General features: G+C 46.5%; 19 protein-coding genes and 2 pseudogenes. 17 read left to right on the forward strand and 4 right to left on the reverse strand.

The genetic code is table 11. The features are described 5' to 3' along the window. Both O9H85_RS21700 and O9H85_RS21705 read left to right on the forward strand, forming a co-directional pair. Nucleotides 1–186: hypothetical protein (locus tag O9H85_RS21700; protein WP_269883329.1), on the forward strand; the 186-nt coding region annotated here is incomplete at its 5' end. A 186-nt stretch (nucleotides 187–372) separates the two neighbouring features. Further along, nucleotides 373–1,176, forward strand: coding sequence for a COG4705 family protein (locus O9H85_RS21705; protein ID WP_269883516.1), 804 nt, complete (start codon nucleotides 373–375; stop codon nucleotides 1,174–1,176). 296 nt (nucleotides 1,177–1,472) lie between these two features. On the opposite strand, the gene O9H85_RS21710 is transcribed toward O9H85_RS21705, so the two are convergent. Further along, nucleotides 1,473–3,542, reverse strand: coding sequence for a PAS domain-containing sensor histidine kinase (locus O9H85_RS21710; protein WP_269883517.1), 2,070 nt, complete (start codon nucleotides 3,540–3,542; stop codon nucleotides 1,473–1,475). Nucleotides 3,543–3,728: 186 nt separating this feature from the next. Next, nucleotides 3,729–4,352 (reverse strand): annotated as a pseudogene (locus O9H85_RS37835) (Fis family transcriptional regulator); the annotation flags it as partial. A 2,445-nt stretch (nucleotides 4,353–6,797) separates the two neighbouring features. On the opposite strand from O9H85_RS37835, the pseudogene O9H85_RS37840 reads away from it, so the two are divergent. After that, nucleotides 6,798–7,028: pseudogene (locus O9H85_RS37840) on the forward strand (PD-(D/E)XK nuclease family protein); the annotation flags it as partial. Nucleotides 7,029–7,148: 120 nt separating this feature from the next. On the opposite strand, the gene O9H85_RS37845 reads toward O9H85_RS37840, so the two are convergent. After that, nucleotides 7,149–7,343, reverse strand: a complete 195-nt coding sequence (locus O9H85_RS37845; protein ID WP_409348180.1) for a hypothetical protein — start codon at nucleotides 7,341–7,343, stop codon at nucleotides 7,149–7,151. A gap of 158 nt (nucleotides 7,344–7,501) precedes the next feature. Here O9H85_RS37845 and O9H85_RS21725 point away from each other — a divergent pair, with 158 nt between their 5' ends. The 9 genes from O9H85_RS21725 to O9H85_RS21760 all read left to right on the forward strand — a co-directional run bounded on the left by O9H85_RS21725 (nucleotide 7,502) and on the right by O9H85_RS21760 (nucleotide 13,532). Next, nucleotides 7,502–7,717, forward strand: a complete 216-nt coding sequence (locus O9H85_RS21725; protein WP_269883519.1) for a hypothetical protein — start codon at nucleotides 7,502–7,504, stop codon at nucleotides 7,715–7,717. Then, nucleotides 7,717–8,694, forward strand: a complete 978-nt coding sequence (locus O9H85_RS21730) for a carbohydrate ABC transporter permease (protein ID WP_269883520.1) — start codon at nucleotides 7,717–7,719, stop codon at nucleotides 8,692–8,694. Before O9H85_RS21725 ends, O9H85_RS21730 begins: the two co-directional genes overlap by 1 nt. Further along, on the forward strand, nucleotides 8,685–9,542 hold the full coding sequence (locus O9H85_RS21735) for a carbohydrate ABC transporter permease (protein WP_269883521.1): 858 nt from the start codon (nucleotides 8,685–8,687) through the stop codon (nucleotides 9,540–9,542). The genes O9H85_RS21730 and O9H85_RS21735 overlap by 10 nt, the downstream gene beginning before the upstream one ends. Before the next feature lie 26 nt (nucleotides 9,543–9,568). After that, the gene (locus O9H85_RS21740; RefSeq protein ID WP_269883522.1) at nucleotides 9,569–10,348 is read left to right on the forward strand and encodes an endonuclease/exonuclease/phosphatase family protein; all 780 of its coding nucleotides are present in this window, start codon (nucleotides 9,569–9,571) and stop codon (nucleotides 10,346–10,348) included. Between the two features lie 235 nt (nucleotides 10,349–10,583). Beyond that, nucleotides 10,584–11,840: a DegT/DnrJ/EryC1/StrS family aminotransferase gene (locus O9H85_RS21745; protein WP_269883523.1), complete on the forward strand. Its 1,257-nt coding sequence runs from the start codon at nucleotides 10,584–10,586 to the stop codon at nucleotides 11,838–11,840. 495 nt (nucleotides 11,841–12,335) lie between these two features. Beyond that, nucleotides 12,336–12,596, forward strand: a complete 261-nt coding sequence (locus O9H85_RS37850; RefSeq protein ID WP_409348178.1) for a sulfatase-like hydrolase/transferase — start codon at nucleotides 12,336–12,338, stop codon at nucleotides 12,594–12,596. Next, a complete protein-coding gene (locus O9H85_RS21750; RefSeq protein ID WP_269883524.1) occupies nucleotides 12,506–13,102 on the forward strand; it encodes a sulfatase-like hydrolase/transferase in 597 nt (198 codons plus the stop codon). Before O9H85_RS37850 ends, O9H85_RS21750 begins: the two co-directional genes overlap by 91 nt. 67 nt (nucleotides 13,103–13,169) lie before the next feature. Beyond that, a complete protein-coding gene (locus tag O9H85_RS21755; protein WP_269883525.1) occupies nucleotides 13,170–13,334 on the forward strand; it encodes a hypothetical protein in 165 nt (54 codons plus the stop codon). A 63-nt stretch (nucleotides 13,335–13,397) separates the two neighbouring features. Then, nucleotides 13,398–13,532 carry a hypothetical protein gene (locus tag O9H85_RS21760; RefSeq protein WP_269883526.1) on the forward strand — a complete coding sequence of 45 codons (135 nt, stop codon included), beginning with the start codon at nucleotides 13,398–13,400 and terminating at the stop codon, nucleotides 13,530–13,532. 1,196 nt (nucleotides 13,533–14,728) lie between these two features. On the opposite strand, the gene O9H85_RS21765 is transcribed toward O9H85_RS21760, so the two are convergent. Further along, the gene (locus tag O9H85_RS21765; protein ID WP_269883527.1) at nucleotides 14,729–16,084 is read right to left on the reverse strand and encodes an FAD-binding oxidoreductase; all 1,356 of its coding nucleotides are present in this window, start codon (nucleotides 16,082–16,084) and stop codon (nucleotides 14,729–14,731) included. Between the two features lie 366 nt (nucleotides 16,085–16,450). Between O9H85_RS21765 and O9H85_RS21770 the strand changes: the two genes are divergently transcribed. The 5 genes from O9H85_RS21770 (at nucleotide 16,451) to O9H85_RS21790 (ending at nucleotide 21,920) form a co-directional block, all read left to right on the forward strand. Continuing rightward, entirely contained in the window at nucleotides 16,451–17,347 is an 897-nt protein-coding gene (locus O9H85_RS21770) for a cache domain-containing protein (protein ID WP_269883528.1), read from the forward strand. Nucleotides 17,348–17,394: 47 nt separating this feature from the next. After that, nucleotides 17,395–18,684, forward strand: a complete 1,290-nt coding sequence (locus O9H85_RS21775) for a helix-turn-helix domain-containing protein (RefSeq protein ID WP_269883529.1) — start codon at nucleotides 17,395–17,397, stop codon at nucleotides 18,682–18,684. A gap of 322 nt (nucleotides 18,685–19,006) precedes the next feature. Then, the gene (locus O9H85_RS21780) at nucleotides 19,007–19,882 is read left to right on the forward strand and encodes an ABC transporter permease (protein WP_269883530.1); all 876 of its coding nucleotides are present in this window, start codon (nucleotides 19,007–19,009) and stop codon (nucleotides 19,880–19,882) included. 9 nt (nucleotides 19,883–19,891) lie between these two features. Continuing rightward, on the forward strand, nucleotides 19,892–20,776 hold the full coding sequence (locus O9H85_RS21785; protein ID WP_269883531.1) for a carbohydrate ABC transporter permease: 885 nt from the start codon (nucleotides 19,892–19,894) through the stop codon (nucleotides 20,774–20,776). Between the two features lie 196 nt (nucleotides 20,777–20,972). After that, nucleotides 20,973–21,920: an extracellular solute-binding protein gene (locus O9H85_RS21790; protein ID WP_269883532.1), complete on the forward strand. Its 948-nt coding sequence runs from the start codon at nucleotides 20,973–20,975 to the stop codon at nucleotides 21,918–21,920. Nucleotides 21,921–22,020: the final 100 nt, after the last annotated feature.

Below are 22,020 nucleotides of genomic sequence, written 5' to 3' on the forward strand. Positions count from 1 at the left end.
TGGCAGGATAAGCTCTTCCAACATGCAGCCGAAAAAAACCATTCACCGCACAAGGGATACGTCTGTCCAAATTTAGGGGGAGAAATTGAATGGGTACTGCTAAAGGTTGTTCATCACAGCTACCAACCTTTCATTTCCAATTCTGGAGTTGCTTTTAGCCCCCTAAACTGCTGCTTTCAATATTGAAATGGTGCTTTTTGAACAGGCTCTATAAGCTCTTTTCCTTAAGGAAAGATGAAAAATATTACGTTTACATCATTTACCTCCGTGAACTCTGTGATTATTAAGCGATCGTTCATCTTGACATAAGATGTTTTTAATAATTGATCGCTATATTAGTCTAGTCGTAGTTATATTTGGGGAGGAAATGGAATGGTTTCAAATGGAAAAGTAAAGGAGATCTTGACTAAGGTTCCGGAAATTACGTTCTATTTCTGGATCATCAAGGTGCTGACCACTGGAATGGGCGAGGTGTTCTCCGATTATCTCGTCCATCAATTCAATCCGCTAATTGCGGTAGCTCTCGCGGGAATTGGTTTGGCAGCCTCGTTGGTACTGCAGTTCTCAGTACGTCGATATGTGGTATGGATCTATTGGTTGGTTGTGATCATGGTCAGTATCTTTGGTACGATGGCTGCCGATGTTGTGAACAGTATCCTCTCACCCCTTGGATCAACCGTGTTCTATGTGGCGGCTCTGACCATGATCTTCATAATCTGGTACACGAAAGAGAAGACTCTGTCGATACACAGTATCTACACCCATCGTCGCGAGTTTTTTTACTGGTCCACTGTACTGGCAACGTTCGCGCTCGGCACCGCTGCAGGAGACATGGCCGCGGATACCATGCACTTGGGTTATTTCTCCTCTGGCGTGCTATTTACCGTCTTGCTTGCTATCCCGGCTCTGTGCAGCTGGTTGTTTGGTCTAAATAAAATTGTGGCCTTCTGGTTCGCCTACATCATGACGCGGCCGGTAGGTGCCTCGTTCTCGGACTGGATATCTGCGCCTTCTCACCACGGTGGTCTTGGGATAGACAAAGGCCAGCTCAGCCTTGGCTTAACGATTATTATCGTTGTTCTTGTCGGTTACCTGGGGATCACCCGCAGAGATATTCAGGAAAAATCTAAAGCTTCACAGACGTTGCAGCCGGAAACAACCCCGCCTGCTTTGTGAGCACGTAATGCCTGCCCCAAGTATCTAGTGAGCGTCTTTCGTCTAACAATTAATTTACTGTGATATAATGGTAATAATCATCCGGGGAGGAGGGGGGTTAGTGAATTTTGCAACCCCTCCGCATTTTACAGTAGTTGCCGATAAAATGGAACAAATGGTTCAGTGGTATCAAGAACAAAAAGATAAATTACATCCGGTATAGTTTGCAAAGATATATTGGGGTTGTTAAGTGATCATCCGGAAAAAATACTACAGGAGCTGCCGCGGCAGCTCCTTCTGTTTAACTCATTTTATCATCATTGAAAAACCGTAGAGTACTTGAGCGGTAAAATAATTTCAACGGTTGTTCCCCGGCCGACTTCACTTGCAATCTGAATGGTCCCGTGATGCTCCTTGATGATTTTGAAACAAATCATTAAACCTAGGCCTGTTCCTTTTTCCTTCAGGCTGTAAAAAGGTTCGCCAAGGTGGGGGATTCTGTCATGCGGTATTCCGTATCCGTTATCTTTCACTTGAACCGAAACGGAATCCGTGTTTGGTTTGATTATAATCTCAATTTGGCCTCCTTGCGGCATGGCTTCAATGCCATTTTTCACAATGTTGATAAACACTTGCTTAAGCTGATTTTCATCGCATTCAATAAGCGCCTCCCCGGATTCCGACTCTATCAAAATCTGTACATTGTGCATGATCGCAAGCGGATAGAGAAAAGAAGCAACCTGCCGGATCACCATTTCTAAATTTTTCTCATCAAATTTCGCGGTTTGAGGCTTCGCCACGGTCAGAAATTGGTTGGCAATCCATTCCAATTGTTCAATTTCGGATAACATGATTTCCAAGTACCGATAGCTGTCTGTGTCGGTTGTTCGGGAATTCAGTAAGCTGAGGAACCCTTTGAGTGTCGTAAGCGGATTGCGAATTTCGTGGGCAATCCCTGCTGCCAGCTGACCGACAACGGCAAGTTTCTCCGTTTTACGAAGCAGTTCTTCCGTTTGCTTCAGTTCCGTGATGTCACGTCCAATGATGATAAGTCCTTTGCGTGTGCCGTCCGCATGATAGATCGGAATTTTGATAATATCGTAAACCGTTGCGATACCTTTGGGAGTTGGAATGATTTCTTGGATGCGAATCAGACTGCCTTTTTCCCAAGCCCATTGATCGGACAACGTGCATTGCCAAAAAGCTTCCCGATGAAATTCATTGCACGCGGCAAGTTCATGATCCGTCATTCCCAGGTAGTCGGTATCCTCTAATTGTAAAGAAGCAAGTGCAACATCGTTCGCTTCGACCCACCTTCCATGACCGTCCTTGAATATAACGATGTCAGGCATGGAGTTAATCAATGTCCGCAGCCGTTTCTCGCTTCCTATCAGCTCTTCGCGCATTCGTTTCAGTTCAGTAATATCTCTTGAAATGACCACATAGGCGACGGCATTGCCTTTGCTGTCAAAGAGCGGGGAAGCGAAATTGCTGACATCGATCAGGCTTCCATCCTTGCGCTGTCTTACGGTTTCATAAGGGAGGACTTGCTGGGTACTGAATACCTTGTTATAAAGCTCGTCGGCTTCCCATTTTAGGTGGTCGGGAATCGTTGGGATCTTTTTTCCGAGCAGTTCCTGCTCGGTCCAGCCGTATATTTTTTCAAAAGATCTATTGGCTTTTACGATATGAAGATTCGTGTCTGTAACAAGAACCGCATCTTCCGTATTGCGGAAGTAGAACTCAAGCTGTTCTTTTGTCGACTTCAAGTCTTCGTGGATTTGATGATAATTCGGCGTGATATCCCGCATTGTTTCATAAACGCCGACGATTTCGTTGTCCACAATGATCGGAAAGCTTCTTAACGAGACATGAATACTATGCCCCTGCTTATGACGGACAGCAGCTTCGTACTCTTGCTGCATACCGCTTGCCGAATTGGCAAAAGCCCGCAGCTTTCGTTCTTTGAAATCAGGGAGAGTTAAGTCTTGGACCTTTAGGTTTCTCAGTTCACTCGCATCAAAGCCAAGCAATCTTTCAGCTGCCGGATTGGCGCCAAGGAGAATCCCTTCTAAATCATAAGAGAAAATGGCGTCAGGATGATGCTCGAATAACGATTTATAAAAGCGGTCTTGTTTGGAAGCGGTTGCGCTCTTTTCTGCAGTGTCGTCTCTTTGTAGCGGTGATGAGGCTGCCCGGGTATGGCGGAAATCCGGTAAATATTTGAAAACGGCAAGGTCGGGCGGAAGGATATGGATAATCGACCCGATGGCCACTCCTCCGTAAAAGTAAGGTGTGAGTTCAAATAGCCACATCGTATTATCATGTTCAATCTCCCAATTCTCCCTTGAAGGAAAAGATTCTTTTATGAGCGGTGTATTTTCCATCCAATGATCGGGTGAGATCCAGCCTTTCTCATATAGCAGCTTGGAAGCTTTGATGACTCGTCCTCCGCGGTCTAGAACAGCTAGCGGATGGGTTGATCTTTTGGTTAGCTCGGCAAAATACTGAGACAGCCGGAAACGCTCGAATTTCAATTGATGGCAAAGCATATTCTCGATATCTTGGGCCACCTGGGCAACGGCATCAAGTGATTTCGGATCATTAACCGTCCAAAAGCCGGTTAAATCGATAACACCGAGCACTTTGCCTGTAGCGGGGTCGCGGATGGGGGCAGCGGAGCATGTCCAGCCATGAATCTCTTGGCAAAAATGCTCGCCGGCAAACACCTGAGTCGGTACCCCGATGACTAAGGCTGTTCCGATCGCATTCGTCCCTGCGCTGCCTTCGCTCCAGTCTGTGCCGGGCGAGAAGTTAATGTCTTCCGCTTTCAACATTAAAGACATATCGCCGTCAAAGTAAATCATTTCGCCGGCCGCGTTAGAATATGTCACGAGATAGCCGGTATTTGCTGAAAGCTGCTTCAATTTCTTTAAAAACGGTTCAATCATTCGAAATAACGGATCACATGTCACGAACTCTTGAATTTGATCCATTCCTAAGTTATAAGAGGCTTTACTAAGGAGCGGATTGACCCCTTGCTCTATGCAACGCTGCCAAGAATTGTACATGGAAGTCCTGACATTAAGCTGCGAGGAGCTTCCGGACATAAACTTTTCCCATTCGCGTTCGAGCGTTGTTTTATTGCTTTTCGGAGAACTGCTTAAACTAAAGGTTACGAATCTGTTGTTTGCCATACCTGCATCCTCCGCCTCCTGTTATAACAGATTGTATCTCCAATGCTTTTGAGATCGGCAAGTGCTCATTGGAGGCAATGATGTTGCCATAAAAGCTATAACAAAGATGGAATAATTATAATGCGTAATGGATTCATACATCAATAAAATGTGAGCGAAAAACAAAAAAATTACTTTCATGCTATGCAATCGGAATGGATATACCATGCTTTCTTATTGAAGAATGAGAAGTAAAGGGGCTGCATATTAATTTAATAGAATTCTCTTAATTTTGGGTTAAATTTACTATTATTTAAGCATTATCAATCCATTCGATCCAAGCCTGGCATCCTTACCAGAAAATTGGCTGATCTGTGTGAAACGACGGAACGAACGATCTACATCGATCTGGATGCTCTAAGTGCTATGAATATTCCCATTTCCAATTTAACGTTGGAAGCAGCTGTATGAAGCTTAATTCGAGGGTTGGGGGGATGCGCTTTGAATTCGTTAACGAGAATCGGGCATTTATATGAGGTTATCCAAAGCAGCCCGATGCAGCGTAAGATATTGCTTACAGCCAGCAATGCGCAAGGCCATCAGTGGCTCGAGCAGGTGGCGAGGCAATATGGCCCTGTTCTGAACACCGAGGTGATGACGCCGGAATCTTGGGTGCTCGAAAGACTTAAGCTGATCCTCGCAAGGAACAAGGTCCGTTATGTCTCCGGCCTGGAATCCAAATGGATCGTCTGCAAATTGATTCAGGGAATGACGGGAGCCGCAGCCTCCTATTTGACCGGAATGACTTTAACACCGGGTCTGTTGAAAGCTTTCCATCATGCGGTCATGGAGCTCCGCGGGGCACGAGTGCGAGCGGATCAATTGATGCCGGAGCATTTTGAAAACGAGCAAAAGGGCCTGTTCGTCAAAGCGCTGCTGGGACAATACGAGAGAGAGCTGATGGTGAACAAGCTTGCCGATCTTGCCGCCCTGCTGCCGTATGCGGAGCAGCTTCGCCGGGCAGAGGATTGTATTGTCGTGGATGAAGGGGCCGTTCGGGACCATGCCGTTCGAAGCCTTCTTGAGGCTCTCACTGCAGGTGGCTGTATCCCTCTATTCGCCGAACAAGGGTTCACAAGTCCGAATTCCGCTTTCCCTGCTGAAACCGCGGAATTGTTTCACGCCTTGGGCCCGATGGCGGAAGTGAGAGAGGTGATACGCCGGATCACGGAGAAGGACATCCCATGGGATCAAGTGGAGATCATCGCTTCGGACTACGACAAGAGCGCAGCGGCTGTTTATACCATAGCCTCGATGGCACAAATCCGATGCACATTTTCGGGCGGACTTCCTATTGGCATCACGAATGCGGGCAAAGCGGCAAAGCTCTATTTGGAATGGCTGAAGACCGGGTATCGTGTAGATTGTCTGCTATCTGGGCTCAAGCAAGGCATTATCCGGTTGCGTGATCAAGAGCGGGAGGATATCCCAACGGCAAACGTGATCCGCGAGCTGGAGCGTTCAGGAATCGGTTGGGGGCGGGAGCGATATAAGCTGTTGGAGAGTATGCCGGATGCAAAGAACATGACAGAGGATCAAGCAAGGGTCTTGCGAATGCTACGCCGGGTTTTTGAACGATTATTCCATCCTCTCACTGATACGGCCCTCGCTTCACCGGAGAAGCTAATCAATACCGTGATAGATTTCGTCGAGACGTATGCGGTTGTAAAAAATGAGGGCGATGTTCAAGTCCTTAACGGCCTTAAGAATTTGGCGCAGTCGCTGAACAGGGCCGGAGAGCTTACGATGGATTGCACGCTTGCCTTGCGGCATGTTCGTGAAGCCGTGGAGGAGTTAAGAATTCATACAGCGAGTAAACCCTCTCCTGGTCGAATTCATGTCACCTCCCTCGCTTCCGGCGGGAATACAGGAAGGCCCTGCACCTTCATCGTGGGAATGACCGAAACGAATTGGTCCGTTTCCACCAGGCAGGATCCTGTATTGCTTGACGAAGAACGCAGCCGAATCAGTCCCTATTTACTCCAAAGCCGGGAGCTTATGAAGCTGCAGAAGGAGGAGCGCGATAGCCGGATCGGGTTGATCCGCGGCTCATGTACCCTGAGCTACTGTTCTTATGACATAGCGGAGAATCAGGAGAAGCTGCCGGCATATGAAATGCTTCAAGTGTTCCGCAGGAAAAAGAAGCAGGAAGAAGCGGACTACGAAACGATGAAGTACGAGATGGGAGAAGCCGTAAGATTCTATGGCGGTACGGCGGACTTATCCATGAATGCGGCCGAGGCCTGGATGCGATCCCTTGTAACGGACGGTTCCCGGATTAAAGCGGGGCAGGCGGGCGTATACTCCTACTATTCTTCGTTAATGGATGGAAAAAAGGCCGAGCAGTCGAGGCTTGCACTCGAATGTTCGGCTTACGATGGAATTGTTGACACGGATACCTATCCTATGCCGCTTCCGGGAGATACCCATCCGGCTTCGGCGTTTAGTGCCGGTAAGCTGGAGCTTTACGGAAGATGTCCTCTGCAATTCTTTTATCAAGAGATTCTCGGAGTTCGGGTGCAAGAGGCCGCCGTCTATGACCGCACGAAATGGCTGGACGCCATGCAGCGGGGAAGCTTGCTTCATGAAATTTTCAACCGGTACCTTATGAGCTTAAAAGAAGCTTGTCTGGATGGTAGTGAATCGTTACATCACGATCAATTCCTATTAAATGACATCATGGAACGAGAAATCGGGAGATTCGCTGAAGAAGTACCGGCTACGCGGGCTGCCTCATCGTCATGTAATACTTGCTCTTTAAGCAAACCGGCTCACCTCCACAATGTGCCTGAGCCTCTCACTATTCTCAGGAGCGTTCCTCTTCTCCGTAAACTGCTCGGCATGGGAACCGCAAACGGACTTATAATCACACCATGTGCAGCTCTTAGGATCGGCGGCAGGCGGGAACAGCCCCTGCTTCATCGCGTCCATCTCCGTCTGAAGCAGCAGCATTAAGTCTTCGCGGCGATTTTGCGGCCGGCTCACTTCCTCTCCCAGTCCGCGTTCGGTGGGTACTGAATAATGCGATCCAGAAGACAGTAAATTTCAAGGCTCGCCCGAAAATACGATCCAATCCAGCACGTTCTTGGGCGAACCTGGCACACCTCGAAATGGCGTTTTTCTGGAAATACAGTGGTGAAAAAAATGTTACTCCATTCCCGCCGATTCCGGAAGCGGCAACTTTCGGGAAACAGCTCAGTACGAACATTCAACAGGCGGAAATGGGCAAAATGACTGTGCAGCAAGCTCTGGAAGATGTACAGAAGCAAATTGCCCCGATGGTGGATTCTGAAATTAAAGCATGGCAAGAAAGCGGACAGAAATAATGATAGAAGAAAGAAAATCTAAAACAACCTTTCCCCGGGCACTTTTAAGTTCGGGGAAAGGACGTTCATCACTAGTCCTTCACAGAAACTTATGGGGAATATTTTTCGTTTTTCCCTGGGTGATCGGCTTATTGGGACTTGTACTCTATCCGATTCTCTTATCCTTGTATTATAGTTTTACCAACTACAGTATTGTCGGTACCACTCATTGGGTAGGTCTTTCAAATTATCAGCAATTGATGGTTGATCCAACTTTCTGGAAAACAACCTATAATACCTTATATCTTGTCATATTCATGGTCCCGTTAAGTTTGTTGGTTGCCTTAATTTTCGCAGTTTTATTAAATCAACCGATTAGAGGACTTCGAATATTTCGGACTTTGTTATATTTACCTCAATTGGTTCCACCGGTAGCTACAGCCATGCTCTGGATTTGGATTTTTAATCCCCAGTTTGGGATGATCAATAATATTCTGCGCTTCTTTCATATTACTGGTCCTCTTTGGCTAGCTAGTATGGAGTGGGCGAAGCCAAGCATGATTCTCCTGCATTTATGGGGAGTAGGTGGAACCATGATGATCTTTTTGGCAGGTCTTCAAGGGGTTTCACCAACTTTGTTGGAAGCGTCCCGCCTTGATGGCGCTAATGCATGGCAGCGATTTCGCCATATTTCTTTCCCGGCCATTTCACCACTGATGTTATTTAATCTGATTATGGGCGTACTAGGGGCTATGCAGTTTTTCACACAGGCCTACATCATGGGTGGGGGCGCTGCGGATGGTGGCAGCGTAGGGCCAGGAGGAAGCTTAGAATTTTATTCTATTTATTTGTTCCAGCTTGCATTTATCAGCTTGCGGATGGGGTATGCATCTTCCTTGGCATGGGTGTTGTTCCTGATGATCGCTGTGTTGGTAGGCCTGCTAATCTGGTGGTCGAAAAAATGGATTTATTATGAGGGATTGAAAAAATGGAAATAACGAAGCGAATTATTAAGACCAAAAAACCTATCCAAATAAACATCATTTTTACTTATGTGCTGTTAGTCTTCATCAGCATCGCGATGACATTTCCTTTTTTTTGGATGCTTACATCTTCGTTGAAACCTCTTGAGCATATGTTCACTCTTCCTATCCAATGGATCGAATGGCCGTTTTTATGGGAAAATTATCCAAATGCTTTAAAAACGATTCCGTTTTGGAGTCAATTGGGAAATACGGTATATCTTTCGCTGATGACAGTTATGGGTTCAGTACTTTCCAGCAGCATGGTGGCGTATGGATTATCGAAAATCGCATGGTTTGGACAGCAATTTCTTTTCGGTATTTTGCTGGGAACGATGTTTTTGCCGGGAATCGTTACGTTTATTCCGACATATCTGATCTTTCGTGATTTAGGATGGGTGGGCACATACTGGCCGTTAATCGTTCCTCATTTTTTGGGTGTTCCTTATTATATATTTGTATTTCGACAGTTTTTTTTGATGATTCCGGAATCTGTAAGCGAGGCCGCAAAAATTGATGGCGCTTCTGAATGGCGTATCTTTTGGCAAATCATTTGTCCGTTAAGCAAACCGGCCATGACCACCGTTTCCCTGCTCTCTTTCGTTGGGGCGTGGACGGACTATATGGGGCCGCTTATTTATTTGAACACACCAGAGCACTGGACGCTTTCTATAGGGTTAAGCTCATTTTTAAAACAGCATTCCGCTGATTGGAACCTGCTTATGGCTGCTTCTGTCGTATTTACGCTTCCCATGGTGGTCATCTTTTTTGTAGGCCAACGTTACTTCATTTCGGGGATTACGATTTCCGGCGATTCAAACTAATTTTGTTGATGAAAGGAAAAAATGTTATGACAACAATTCGAGTAATGACTTACAATATGCTGCATGCCCCTGGCGATAGATTGGATGAGTTAACCCAAGTTATTCATGAAGCACAGCCAGATATTGTGGCGTGCCAAGAAGTAGATGACATCGATGGATTGATGATCCTGGCTCAACGGAGTGGCATGCTGCCAGTTATTGGCCATTGCAACATGCCGGAATCGGAAACGGAACCGGCACCGGAGCATTTGGCGATCTTAACTCGCTGGCCAATAACAAAGCTAATCGTGCATCCGGGTGATAAGGAGGCCATGTTCCGTCCTATCTTTGAAGTATGGATACAGCCTCCGAATCAAAAACCGATCGGTTTTTTCAATTTGCATTTTCGTGCTCGCGCTGGAGCTCCCGGTTCGAATGTCAAAATGCGGGAAGTAGAAGCATTGATTGATGTTGTAAAACAAATAGATGGACCACATTGCATCCTTGGCGATTTTAATGCATGGGCACCAGGAGAAGGGAATATGTCCCCTGCTTGGGGGGAGCACCTTCCCGAAGATCACCGTCAAGCGGTTCGTGGTCCCATTATTGAGACAATTCTCAATGCGGGATATTCGGATACATGGCGAGAAACGAACCCCTCCCATGATGTACCGTATGGAACATTACAAGGGAATGGTTCCCGTGTAGATTTTATTTTTACGAATTCTGATTTAAAGGCTTATCTTAAAGAATCTAATATTATTAGAAATGCCTTAACGGAACGAGCATCTGATCACTATCCGGTTATAACCATTTTCGAAATGTAATATAGTCCATTCCCTTAGTAAACGTTGGGAAATAAGCGGATCAAGGGTTGTCATAATCAAGTATAGGCTTATTTTAACTCTGAGAGTCTAATTCCCCGCAGCTTGCTGCGGGGAAATTTATATGAAAAGACAATCCGGTGGAGTTATGGAATTCTTTCCGGTAACCTCCCGTTCATTGACTGCTCCGGTTGAGATTCCGAGTTTAAACAAACAAATGAAAGGTGGATAATATGTTATGTTGGCTAAATACGGTGGTACTCCCGTACGAACGAAGGCTTGGGTCCCCACTTTTATAAGTTCAGAGGAATTTGACGAGAAGGAAAAAGAATACTTACTCAATGTTTTGCAAAAAAAAAGGGTTTTTCGTTTTTACTCCAAAGGACTGGATGATTCAGAATCTGTAAAGCTTGAAAAATTGTACGGTGAACGCACGAACAGCCGTTACGCGCTGGCCGTAAACGCCGGTACTTCTGCGTTAGTAAGTGCGCTGGTCGGGGCGGGTATCGGTCCTGGGGATGAAGTGATTGTACCGGGGTATACATTTATTGCAACAGCGGCCGCTGTGCTCATAGCCCGTGCGGTTCCCGTCATCGTGGAAATTGACGATACCCTTACCATGGACCCTGCAGCGTTCGAAGCCGCCATTACTCCCCATACGAAGGCGGTCATTCCTGTGCACATGCGCGGTATCCCCTGTCAAATGGATGAAATCATGCGAATCGCCCGCAAGTATCATTTGCTTGTCATTGAAGATGTCGCTCAAGCCAACGGCGGTTCTTACAAAGGAACAGCATTAGGGGGGATCGGCGACGCAGGTTGCTTCAGCTTCCAGCAGTACAAGGTGGTCACTTCAGGAGAAGGGGGAATGATGGTAACCAACAATCCATCGATTCACGCACGCGCCAGCATCTACCACGACTGCGCCATGAGATTCTGGGGAGTCGACAATCCCGGTTCAGTCGATTCGTTTCCAGGTGAAAACTATCGAATGAGCGAAATTCAAGCCGCTCTTGGATTGGCACAATCATCGAGAATCGATGAGGTTATTAATAAACTGAGAAAAGCAAAACGAAGTATTGTGGAAGCTCTTCGATCGATTGAAGGCATCCAATTACAGCGGGTACCCGATCCTGAGGGCGATGTTTCCTACAAACTAGCGTTCTATCTGCCGGACAACGAAACGGCCTCTACCTTTTCTGAGTTGCTTGTGGCTGAGGGCATTCCGAACGGCACGATTCACAATAATGGTTTTGCCGACCGGCACATTTATGCAAACTGGGACTATATTCTCGCCAAGAGGGGAGCTTCCGGAACCGACACTCCATGGACTTGTTCAAGCTACAAAGGGAACGTTCATTACTCGAAGGATATGTGTCCCGAAACTTTGAAACTGCTGGGCCGAGCGATTAGTATTTCCTTACATCAGAACATGACTGAAGAAGACTGCTGGGACGCCGTGGAGGCAATCCGGAAAGTAGCCGGTCATATGTAGCTAGCCATATTTAGTATGGCGGAGTTGGTACGCTAGCAATAAAACAGCGCAGTCTAGGACTTTATTTTCTCGTCCATGGTTGCCGCTGTTTTATTTGTTTGGCTCAGTCTAATACTTATTTATCAGAAGTAGGCGGATTCTCCTTCTTCAAGATGGCGTCAAATAAACAATTCCAGTCTAAGACTTTATTTTCTTCGAACAATATCAGGTGGAAAATAACCGGACCGTGCAAAGTGGAGAACATCAGCAAACCCGCCGGGGGCCGTCGAATAGAGCTGGATCCGAACCGCATCAACTATGCGGTGCAGCCTTTCCACCTGATAGCGGTTCATGTGGATGGATTGTTCATCGATAACTGGAAAGTGTTAAACCAATCTCAGGCTGAATGCGATAGGGGACAATTTTATTTGCACTCCGTCAACAATATGGTTGTGGATAAGATCAGGTTTGTAGAAAGGATCCCGCAATGAAAAATAACCGAACATCCTCTTTTTGATGAGCGATGAGCACAGGGCGGACGTTACGGGTTTTGAAGGGAATCCTGTCATACGGACTCCCCATCTGGATCGTCTGGCGCAAACGGGTACGGTGTTTCGTAACGCCTACACCCTTTGTATACCGAGCAGGCACAGTATCATGTCCGGACAGTTTCCGTGTACTACCGGATGCGAAAAATACGGGCAGGACCTGCCTCCTGGCCATATGACCTTTTCCAGAAGGTTGGCGACCGGGAGAAAATCGAGCCGCTGCTCCTGAAGGTGAGCGTTCTTCAACCGCATTATCCTTATTTCACAAGCGAGGATAAATTTACTTATTACTTAAACCGGGTTACGCCATACTTGAACGAGCAAGTATTCGATCATCCGTCCCTGCACAAATTCCAGGTGCCGACCGACACCCCCGCCTCTAAGCGGGATTTACGCCGCGCGACGGCCGCATATTATGGAATGGTTGAGACGATCGACGGCTATTTCGATCAAGTCATGGAAGCGCTTCAGCACGCAGGACAAAATCTTGACGATTGGATCATCATTTATACGACAGATCATGGCGAAATGTTAGGGCAGCACGGCGTGTGGGAGAAACAGAAATTTTTCGAAGCAAGCGTGAGGGTACCGCTCATCATCCGCTACCTCAAAGGATTTGAGGGCGGGCGTATCGTGGATGAAAATGTCAGTTTGTGCGATTTGTTTGCGACCCTATGCGATTTGTCGATGTTCCTGTGCCTCCAGGGCTCGATAGCCGCAGCTTGGTGCCCTTAATGAGCGGTCGCTCGTCAGGTTGGGATAACGAAATCGTGTCCCAATTTAACGGAACGATCTGTTGATTATGCGAGACCGCTTGAAATATCAGTACTACGGCCCGGACCGTCCCGAGGTGCTGTTTGACCTGCAGCGGAACCCTGAGGAAACTGTCAATCATATTTCGGATCCGCTATATGAGAGTCAAGTGGAACGTTTTCGAAAACGGGCGAAGGAGCTCGGCTTTAATTAGCGGAGTTATTGCCAGGCACGAACTCGTAAATTCGGAAAAATTTGGCTGAGGGGGAGCATCCGCATGAGCAAATATTATTTGACCGGGATTTTCAAGGAAGTGACCGGCATCACCATCTTCAAATATTTGTTCCAGCGCCGCATCAACGAGGCTAAAGTGCGGTTTCTTATGGACAAGTCCCGCCGATCTGCGGATTAGAGAGTTCCAGCTTAAGTGCCAAAATGAACTTTACGATAGGCAAGTAGAAGGATACCATGAGAGTGGGACATCTCCTTTTTCTTGGGAATTGTGGTGTGGTAACCGACAACAAGATTATATTGATTATATTGGATCTTTCAACTGGCCCTTGTGACTGACTCTGCCGAAAAAATCCCGGTTGGTTCACCTCCTTGCCCGATATAGTCCCTATTAATTATAAAAGCGCTTACACTACCAAACAATAGGGATAGATTCGGTTTTTCATGGCAATATTCTGTTTTTTACAATATTTTATCTAGATCTTAATTTGATCTACTCCGATATAATGACTTGAGTGTTGCGAAAATATCGCTGTCGACTAAAGCCAGATAAAGACGTGATTTCAGAAGCTTCGTCGGACGGATAGAAACAAGGAGGACATCGCCTTTGGATGGAGAGTGAAGGAGAACGGGGAAGTTAAGATTATTTACAACTTCAAGGTCTGATTTACTGCTTAAGGGAAGGCGATGCCTGAGATACCATACAATCAGCCGCCTTTCACATTTTTTATATGTTGACTCTGCTTATTCAACACATGTGGAGTGTACAGTGTTACTAAAATGGAAGGGGTAGCCTATTCCCCTTCTTGTTCTATGCTCCTGCCGACAGGGGGCGGGAGATGTTATAATGAATCTTGATCTTACCGCTCTCGAATACCTCGACTTTATGGATAAGTTTTTCGATCACCATTTTTAGTGCCCGTTCAGATAATATCGGTCTTGACTGACCCTAGGAGATCTGTTTTATTGATCAAATGTTTGAACAGAACCTACGGGTATGCTTGACGTAACCGCCACAGACATACGCTCCGTCCTTGCCCCGATCCTTTCTGAAGACAATGCCCTTCCCACAATCGGCACAAGCGGCTACATGACAAACAGACTTTCTTGCCCGTACTCTTGTGCAATCCTTTAGTCCGCATTTTCTTTAAAGCCTCAAGATGCTCCTCCATCGTGATGATGGGCTCATTCTGACTAAAAAAATAATTTGAACCATCCATTATCTTATAAGCTTACGGATACTATAGTTCAATACCAGAAGGGCTACCACTTGGGCAGCCCTTCCCCGCATTACGAAAGAAAATCCACATTAACCACATAAATGAACTCAAGACTTAAGGGATAACCATCATCTCTCAACTGAGAAATAATTTTGTCTTATGCTTTTCGAGCCGGAGGAATACTTTGGGGATTGCGAAATACATTTTCAGGATCATATTTAGCTTTAACTCTCCGTAATCTAGGAAAGTTAGTTCCATAGTAAACCGGCCCGGAATTTTTAATCCCTTGGTCTGGTACGTTTATATAGGACCCCACGATAAAGGGCTGTAACTTTCGGCGTGTATTGCGAACTAAGGCGATATTTTTAGCTGCATTGGATGGTTTGACCCATGAGCTGTTCAATTCTACATAAAATTTCGCTTTACGCCAGAAGAACGCGGTTGCTTTAGGCGAAACCCGGCTTATGGCTCCGCCCCAGTTGAGGAAGAAGAATCCGGCGGGTGTATTCCCCTCTGCCTTCTCTAAAAATTCGCGCATGACTTTAATGGCCTTATCGGGGAGCTGGCGCCTCGCGAAACCGGAAGAAAACTGGTTACTGAACCTTTGAGTAAGCACTGGATCAGGGGCTAATAAAAAGGAGTCCGGTACTTTCGCGTAAGGCAACAACCGGATTATTTTCGTCGTGGGTGTACCTACGCTCGTAACGGGTTTTAATAGGCGAATGGCCTCCGTTCTGGAACCCAGGAACAGCCCTATCATAGTGACATTGCCGCCTTTTTTCGGACCAATATTTAATTCGCTGCCCAGTCTGGTATCGACGGAAGGAGCCCATTGTTGCCATGCCTTAAATACCTTTTCGAATTGATCCCATGGCCAGATGACCTTAAATACGGTTGCAAACGCTGGAGCGCGACGTACTTTAAATTTGTATTTTGTATAGATCCCAAAGTTACCGCCGCCGCCGCCGCGGGATGCCCACAGGAGGTCAGCGTTTCGCTTTTTGTTAGCAACAATGACTTTTCCTTTCGCATCAACCATTTCAAGCCCGATCAGGTTATCGCTGATAAGGCCGATCGTCCGCTGTAGTGGCCCGATTCCCCCACCGGGAGTGATTCCGCCGATCCCAACCGATGGGCTGTCACCAAAGCCTGCTATAAACCCTTGCGCAGCAAGTGTCTTCACGATTCTTCCCACTCTATTCCCTGTCCCAACAATGACGGTTCCATTTTTTTTATTTAGCTTAATTTTCTTCAGATCACTTACATCGATTACAATGCCTCCGTTTACCTGAGAAAGATTGGGTTCCAGCGCATGTCTTCCACTTCTGGCCCGAATGGGGACATGATTCTCGCGAGCCCATTTTATAGCGTTCGCAACATCTAGGGTTCTTTGAGCAAAAACAAACACTTTAGGGAATCTGTTAGTATGAGGATCCCAATTCTTACGTGCCAATTTATAACCCGGATCTCCTCGGAAAATAACCCTTCCGGTCAGCTTCGTTTTTGACTTCACCAATAACAGCTCCTTAACCGTAAATTTATTAGACTGTTATCCATACATTGTTCATCATATGGAGAACAGCAGTGTATGGTATAGGCCAATATAATGGTGGCGGCAGTTTTCATCACCCGAAGCTCAGCTATTTAATGTATTGTTTACCTCGTTTGGGATTTAGTTTAGTTTCTAAAGTGTTCGATAATGTGTGATGTTCGGGACAAACGATTTCAACTAAATCGATCATTTCGTGGAAGTCGCTCGCGCAGGGGCATATTTCGGTTTGCAATGATTCCCGTAGATTTTAAAAAATAACGGTACTGTTTGAGATTGACCTTATGTGATAATATAGGTTCAAACCTTTGGATTCTTACAGGAGACAGCATGAAGAACACATGGCTAAACCGTCTATTGCTTTCCTATATCCCGATTTTTCTCATCGTTTTTTCCGTGCTTGTGTTTCTGTTTGTTCTTGTTCTCAGCGAGCAGGCTAAACATCAGGCCGTTTCGACCAACAAGATCATTGCTGAACAAATCAGCCAATCCGTGGACAATACGCTTCGTTCCATTAGCGATCAGATCGTGAAGGAACTTCGCAGCAATGAGACCATTCGCGATTTTTACAAAATGCCGAACGATCCGCTCGTAAATCAAAAGGCCTCAGCTATTTTGAATAACATCGTACTATCCAACCAACTGATCGATCAAGTTTATTTGTATCGTACGGGGGACAATCGCGTACTGAGCAACAGTACGATGATGGGAATCGATTCGTTTGCCGATCGGGCTTTTATTACAGAACAGCTAAAGAAAGATTACGATCGGAACTGGACCTCTATTCGCTTTGTAAAGAGCGAGAACGATCAGATGAAGCCGGTCATTTCGCTTGTAAGAAAATATCCATTGCTTTTTGAAGATCAGGGCCTGATTGTTGTGAATGTCAACCCGGTGCTCGTGCAAAAAGAGATTGATGGCATGGTAAATTCGAAATCGTTCTATACGAACTTGTTTGACAGAAACGGACTACTATTTTACGATAAAACGGCGCAATTCGCGAATATCGTGAAAATGTCGGATAGCCAATTACCCAGCATTTCTGCCGTTACTTCAACTTACTCCGGTTTTGAGGTTCGAACCGGGTATCGCAATTCGGTATATACCCAATTTCTCTCGGGTGTTTCGAAAGTCTGGGTGGTTTTAGGAACTTTATTGCTTGCATGCGGACTTCTGTCCGTCATATACGTATCAAGAAGACATTACAAGCCGATCGAAATGTATTGAAGCGAATCGGTAAACAACCGCCCCCTTTACCATTTTCGGGGAAAGGGTTGGATGAATTTCGCATCATTGCGGAAACCCTCGACCACTTGCAGGAGCAAACCTCTAAATTTCAGAAGCAGCATGGTCAACACCTTGCGTTGCAGAAGCAAGTGTTTTTCCAAGAGCTTCTGGAAGGGAATCGCCGTTTTTCCGAGAGCGAATGGAAGGAAGCGGCGCTCCGTTTTGGAATTCGTTCCAACCCCCTGGCGGTAATTCCGGTCGTGCTCGAAATCGACCGTTATTCCGATTTCCAACGATCCTTCACCCAGCGAGATCAACAATTGTACAAGTTCATCATCGCCTCCGTTGTTAAAGAAATGGGAGAGAATGCCGCATTGCAGGTCTTGTCCGAATGGATATCGAATCACCGTATGGGCCTGCTGTTCATGGACATAGAGATTTCGTCCTTCATTGTAGATGAGATATGCCGTAAATCCCAGCAGTGGCGTTTGGACCATCTGCCGTTTACTGTTTCATTCGGTCTCGGACCTGTTGCCGATTCGGCAGATGAGATATCCCGTTCCTTCTCGGATGCGGCCGAAGCGCTGCGATTCAAGCCCGGATATGGAACCAATACCATAATCTATGCCGAGAACCAACAGGAGCGGCGCCATTTTGACGTGTATCCGCTATTGAAGACGGTCCGTGCATTTACGCAAGCGTATCGTTTGAACGAATCCGAATGGCCGCATTTACTGGAAAAGATTTTTGAAGAGATGAAGGCGGGCCAATTTGCTCGTGAAGACATCATACACGTCTTGACGTTTCTCGTCTTCCAGCTGCACCGGGAGATGAGCGAGTTATCCGCGGAGGTTCTTCAAATCTGGAATCGAGGCGCAGGACAAGCATTGCAGCAAGCGATAGACGGTTTGGAAACGATTGATTCTTGTTATCAGTCATTTCTATCCGAATTGAAGAAAACGTCAGAGGATATCGTACATTCTAGAGAGCAGCGTCCTTACGTCAAAGTGGTAACGGATATTCGGACTTATATCGAAGAAAACTTTGCCGATTCCAATCTCTCTTTAGATCACATTAGCGAGCGTTTCGGACTGAATCCCAAAACCGTAAGCCGGGTCTTTAAAGAAGAGATCGGCGAGAAGTTCGTCGATTTTCTGATCAAGCTGCGGATGGAGCATGCTCGTTGTCTGATTGTTCAAACCGAATTGCCGATTCAGGACATAGCCCAACAGGTGGGTTATTCCAACGCTATATCGTTCTTACGGGTATTCAAGAAATATACGGGAGTTACTCCCGGGATTTACCGGAAAGGTGTAGAGCCTGAAGAAGCTCCATAGAAAAATGCAAGGTATGAGAAAAAAGTAAATTGAAGCGCAATCAAACTTGTGACGACCCGCCGGTCTTGGCTTGCTTGGGGCTGAACCAAGTTTTTTTGTGCTGAGAAAATAGTAAACGGTCAGGAAATAAGAATATTGTGTAAACAAGACGTCTTCAAGTAAAGTGAATTTGCCCGAAGCTTCTGCTTAGGGATGAAAAGTCATAACTGGAAAGGGAGGGAGCGACATCAGGACAAGTATCTCTCGATTACAAGAGTCGGCTAAGCCTCGCCCAGAGGCGGCTGGCGCGAATAAGAAGAAGGCGATCAGGAATGCTATACGAATGAATGTGCCGCTGATGATATTGTTTCTACCCGTAGCAGCCTATTTTCTGATCTTCCGGTACGCGCCTATGCTCGGGCTTGTTATCGCATTCAAAGATTACAGCTTCCGCGATGGAATATGGGGGAGCCCTTGGGTCGGTTGGGATAACTTCCGGCTAATTCTTACCAATGCTCAGTTGCTTAAAGTCATTCGCAATACATTCGTTTTGAGTTTGTTGAATCTATTCGTCGGGTTTCCGTTTCCGATCCTTCTTGCCATGATGCTGAATGAAATCCGCAAGGCATGGTTCAAGAAGACGATGCAAACTCTTGTCTATTTGCCCCACTTCTTGAATTGGGTCATCGTAGGCGGAATCCTAATTACCATGTTTGCTCAGCAGACGGGGACCTTGAACCATCTGGTCGAGCAACTGACGGGCAAGCCTTTCCCCTTTTTGTATAACGAAGTCAGTTGGGTGATCATTTATTTGCTCTCGGGCATCTGGAAGACGGCAGGTTGGGGCGCCATCATCTATTTGGCCGCTCTAACGGGCATTAGTCCCGAGCTCTACGAAGCCGCCAGCATTGACGGCGCGTCAAAGTGGCGGCAAGCATGGCATATCACATTACCGGGCATTCGCTCCACCATCATGCTCGTGTTCATTCTTAGCATGGGTCACATTATGGATGTCGGCTTCGATCAAGTGTATGTACTTCAAAATCCCGCGGTCTCCGGTATTGCTGAGGTCATCAGTACATGGAACTATTCGTCGGGATTGAAAGGCAATCAATTTAGCGTGGCGGCGGCCAACGGGCTATTCGAGTCGTGCTTCGGATTATTGTTTGTCATCACGGCCAACCGCATTGCCAGACGCTATGAGCAAAGTATATGGTAGGTGACGGAAATGAGAGATTCCTTATCGGATAAATGGTTCTACGGTCTGAACGCAATGATCTTGGTTTTGGCCGGATTAAGCTGCTTGGTGCCTATCGTTCATGTTATTTCCGTTTCCCTCAGCGACTCAGGCTCAGTGATGTCGGGGAAAGTATTGCTTTGGCCCGTCGAAGTCACGTTCGAATCGTATAAACTGCTGCTTCAAGGCACCAACATCGTCCGTTCTTTTCTTAATAGCATAGAAATTACGTTGGTCGGGACATACTTGAACATGCTCTTTACCATCATGGCAGCCTATCCGCTCTCACGCAAATACTTCATCGGCCGCCGCTTTTTCTCGTTGGCGATCGTATTTACAATGATGTTCAATGCAGGGCTCATTCCGAACTTCATCCTGATCAAATCGCTGGGGTTATTAGATTCGTATGGCTCACTGTGGCTTCCCGGTTTGGTCAGCGCGTGGAATTTGCTCGTGCTTCGGTCCTTTTTCGAAGGCATTCCCGAGGAATTGGTCGAAGCCGCCCGCATCGACGGCTGTAATGAATGGCTGCTGATCTTCCGGATTTTCCTGCCGTTATCCTTGCCGGTACTCGCGGCGCTGGCTTTATTTTACGGCGTGGCTCATTGGAACTCTTTTTTCAACGTCCTCATTTACATCAATGACGCACAGAAATTCAATTTGTCCGTTCTTGTGCAAAATATGATTCAGAGCCAGCAATTGCTACAAGAAATGAACAGCCAAGGCGCAACGATGGATAATCAGCTGCAGCAGATTACGCCGGAATCGATCCGCGCGGCAGGCATAGTAGTTATGGTAACGCCCATGCTGCTTGTGTATCCGTTACTTCAGAAGTATTTTGTTAAAGGTATGCTGATCGGTTCGATTAAAGGTTAATGAAAGCATTCAAGTGAAAAGGAGAAAAAAATATGCGATTTACAAAAAAATGGCCTCTTGCATTTAGTTTGCTTGTATTGACGGCAGGGACGGCGTTATCCGGCTGTTCCGGTTCCGAAGCAAATAAGCAAACCGGAGCTGCATCGCAGAATGCTTCCCAGTCGCGTCCGAAGATTACGGTGGCGGTATCTCCCCTGTGGAGGTTCAATTCGTACCGATTCCGCGCAACGACGAAGTGGCGAAATTCAATACGCTTTTTGCTTCAGGGTCCGCGCCCGACTTGATCGTGACGTACGACGCGAATTACCGCAACGATTTGTATTCGGCCAAACAAGTTCTTCCGTTGACCGACAAAGGTGGAGAAAAAGCCAAGCAGGATTGGTTGAACGGAAAGTTAGGGATATACGGAGTAGGCAAATTCACCTCAAACCTGGGCTTATTCCAGACGTTTAAGAAAAATAATCCGGACGCCGTCATTACGCCGATCCCGCTGCCTGCGGGACCTTACGGACAATTCAGCGTCGAGCCTGACACACCGGTCGGATCCGTAGCTTTGGTTAACGCGAACGCTAAGAATTCGGGGGCTGTCCTGCAATATGTGGACTGGCTCATTTCCGAACAAACACAGAAGACGTTGAAATACGGAATAGAGGGCGAGCATTGGAAAATGGGCTCGGATGGCTGTCCGCAGCCTATCGATGCCCAGAAGAACAAAAAGGAATTGGACTGGAACTACGACTACTGGACTCCGTTCGGCAATTCGGTATTGCTCGGGAAATGCGGTGACTTTGTAAGCACTTTGAATTTGAATGATCCGGTTCAAAAGGAACTGGCCGACATTTATCAAAAATCGGCGGAGGTCAATTTGCAAAAAAGTCGTCCGCACTATAAGGACGTACAATTCATGCCTGCTTTGCCGAAGGATATGCAACTGATCAGCACTAATGGCATGAAGTATATGGATTTGTTTAATAAAGCGATTGTAAGCGGCACGAAGTATACGACGGATCAGGCTCTTAAGGATGCCGAGGCGATGTGGGAGCAGGCCGGAGGTTCAAAGGTGGACGACTATTATACAAAGTATTATGCCGAGCATATGGATAAGGTGTACTTGGCGAAGAAGGATACCTACGACGGATTTTGATCGGCTGAAGGGGGCTGCCTAGCACCTCTACAATAGCAACATTTGAGAAATGGTCCTGCAGATGATGCAGGGCCATTTTTTTCCATTAAAGGATTTCTCC

Origin of the sequence: Paenibacillus gyeongsangnamensis (assembly GCF_027533625.1) — a bacterium.
Lineage (GTDB): Bacteria > Bacillota > Bacilli > Paenibacillales > NBRC-103111 > Paenibacillus_G > Paenibacillus_G gyeongsangnamensis.

What these genes read in the sequence shown, in the direction of transcription:
- O9H85_RS21705 (WP_269883516.1), top strand. Translation starts at nt 373, where the DNA reads ATGGTTTCAAATGGAAAAGTAAAGGAGATCTTGACTAAGGTTCCGGAA.
- O9H85_RS21710 (WP_269883517.1), bottom strand. Translation starts at nt 3,542, where the DNA reads ATGGAAAATACACCGCTCATAAAAGAATCTTTTCCTTCAAGGGAGAAT.
- O9H85_RS37845 (WP_409348180.1), bottom strand. Translation starts at nt 7,343, where the DNA reads ATGCTGCTGCTTCAGACGGAGATGGACGCGATGAAGCAGGGGCTGTTC.
- O9H85_RS21725 (WP_269883519.1), top strand. Translation starts at nt 7,502, where the DNA reads ATGGCGTTTTTCTGGAAATACAGTGGTGAAAAAAATGTTACTCCATTC.
- O9H85_RS21730 (WP_269883520.1), top strand. Translation starts at nt 7,717, where the DNA reads ATGATAGAAGAAAGAAAATCTAAAACAACCTTTCCCCGGGCACTTTTA.
- O9H85_RS21735 (WP_269883521.1), top strand. Translation starts at nt 8,685, where the DNA reads ATGGAAATAACGAAGCGAATTATTAAGACCAAAAAACCTATCCAAATA.
- O9H85_RS21740 (WP_269883522.1), top strand. Translation starts at nt 9,569, where the DNA reads ATGACAACAATTCGAGTAATGACTTACAATATGCTGCATGCCCCTGGC.
- O9H85_RS21745 (WP_269883523.1), top strand. Translation starts at nt 10,584, where the DNA reads ATGTTGGCTAAATACGGTGGTACTCCCGTACGAACGAAGGCTTGGGTC.
- O9H85_RS37850 (WP_409348178.1), top strand. Translation starts at nt 12,336, where the DNA reads ATGAGCGATGAGCACAGGGCGGACGTTACGGGTTTTGAAGGGAATCCT.
- O9H85_RS21750 (WP_269883524.1), top strand. Translation starts at nt 12,506, where the DNA reads ATGCGAAAAATACGGGCAGGACCTGCCTCCTGGCCATATGACCTTTTC.
- O9H85_RS21755 (WP_269883525.1), top strand. Translation starts at nt 13,170, where the DNA reads ATGCGAGACCGCTTGAAATATCAGTACTACGGCCCGGACCGTCCCGAG.
- O9H85_RS21760 (WP_269883526.1), top strand. Translation starts at nt 13,398, where the DNA reads ATGAGCAAATATTATTTGACCGGGATTTTCAAGGAAGTGACCGGCATC.
- O9H85_RS21770 (WP_269883528.1), top strand. Translation starts at nt 16,451, where the DNA reads ATGAAGAACACATGGCTAAACCGTCTATTGCTTTCCTATATCCCGATT.
- O9H85_RS21780 (WP_269883530.1), top strand. Translation starts at nt 19,007, where the DNA reads ATGAATGTGCCGCTGATGATATTGTTTCTACCCGTAGCAGCCTATTTT.
- O9H85_RS21785 (WP_269883531.1), top strand. Translation starts at nt 19,892, where the DNA reads ATGAGAGATTCCTTATCGGATAAATGGTTCTACGGTCTGAACGCAATG.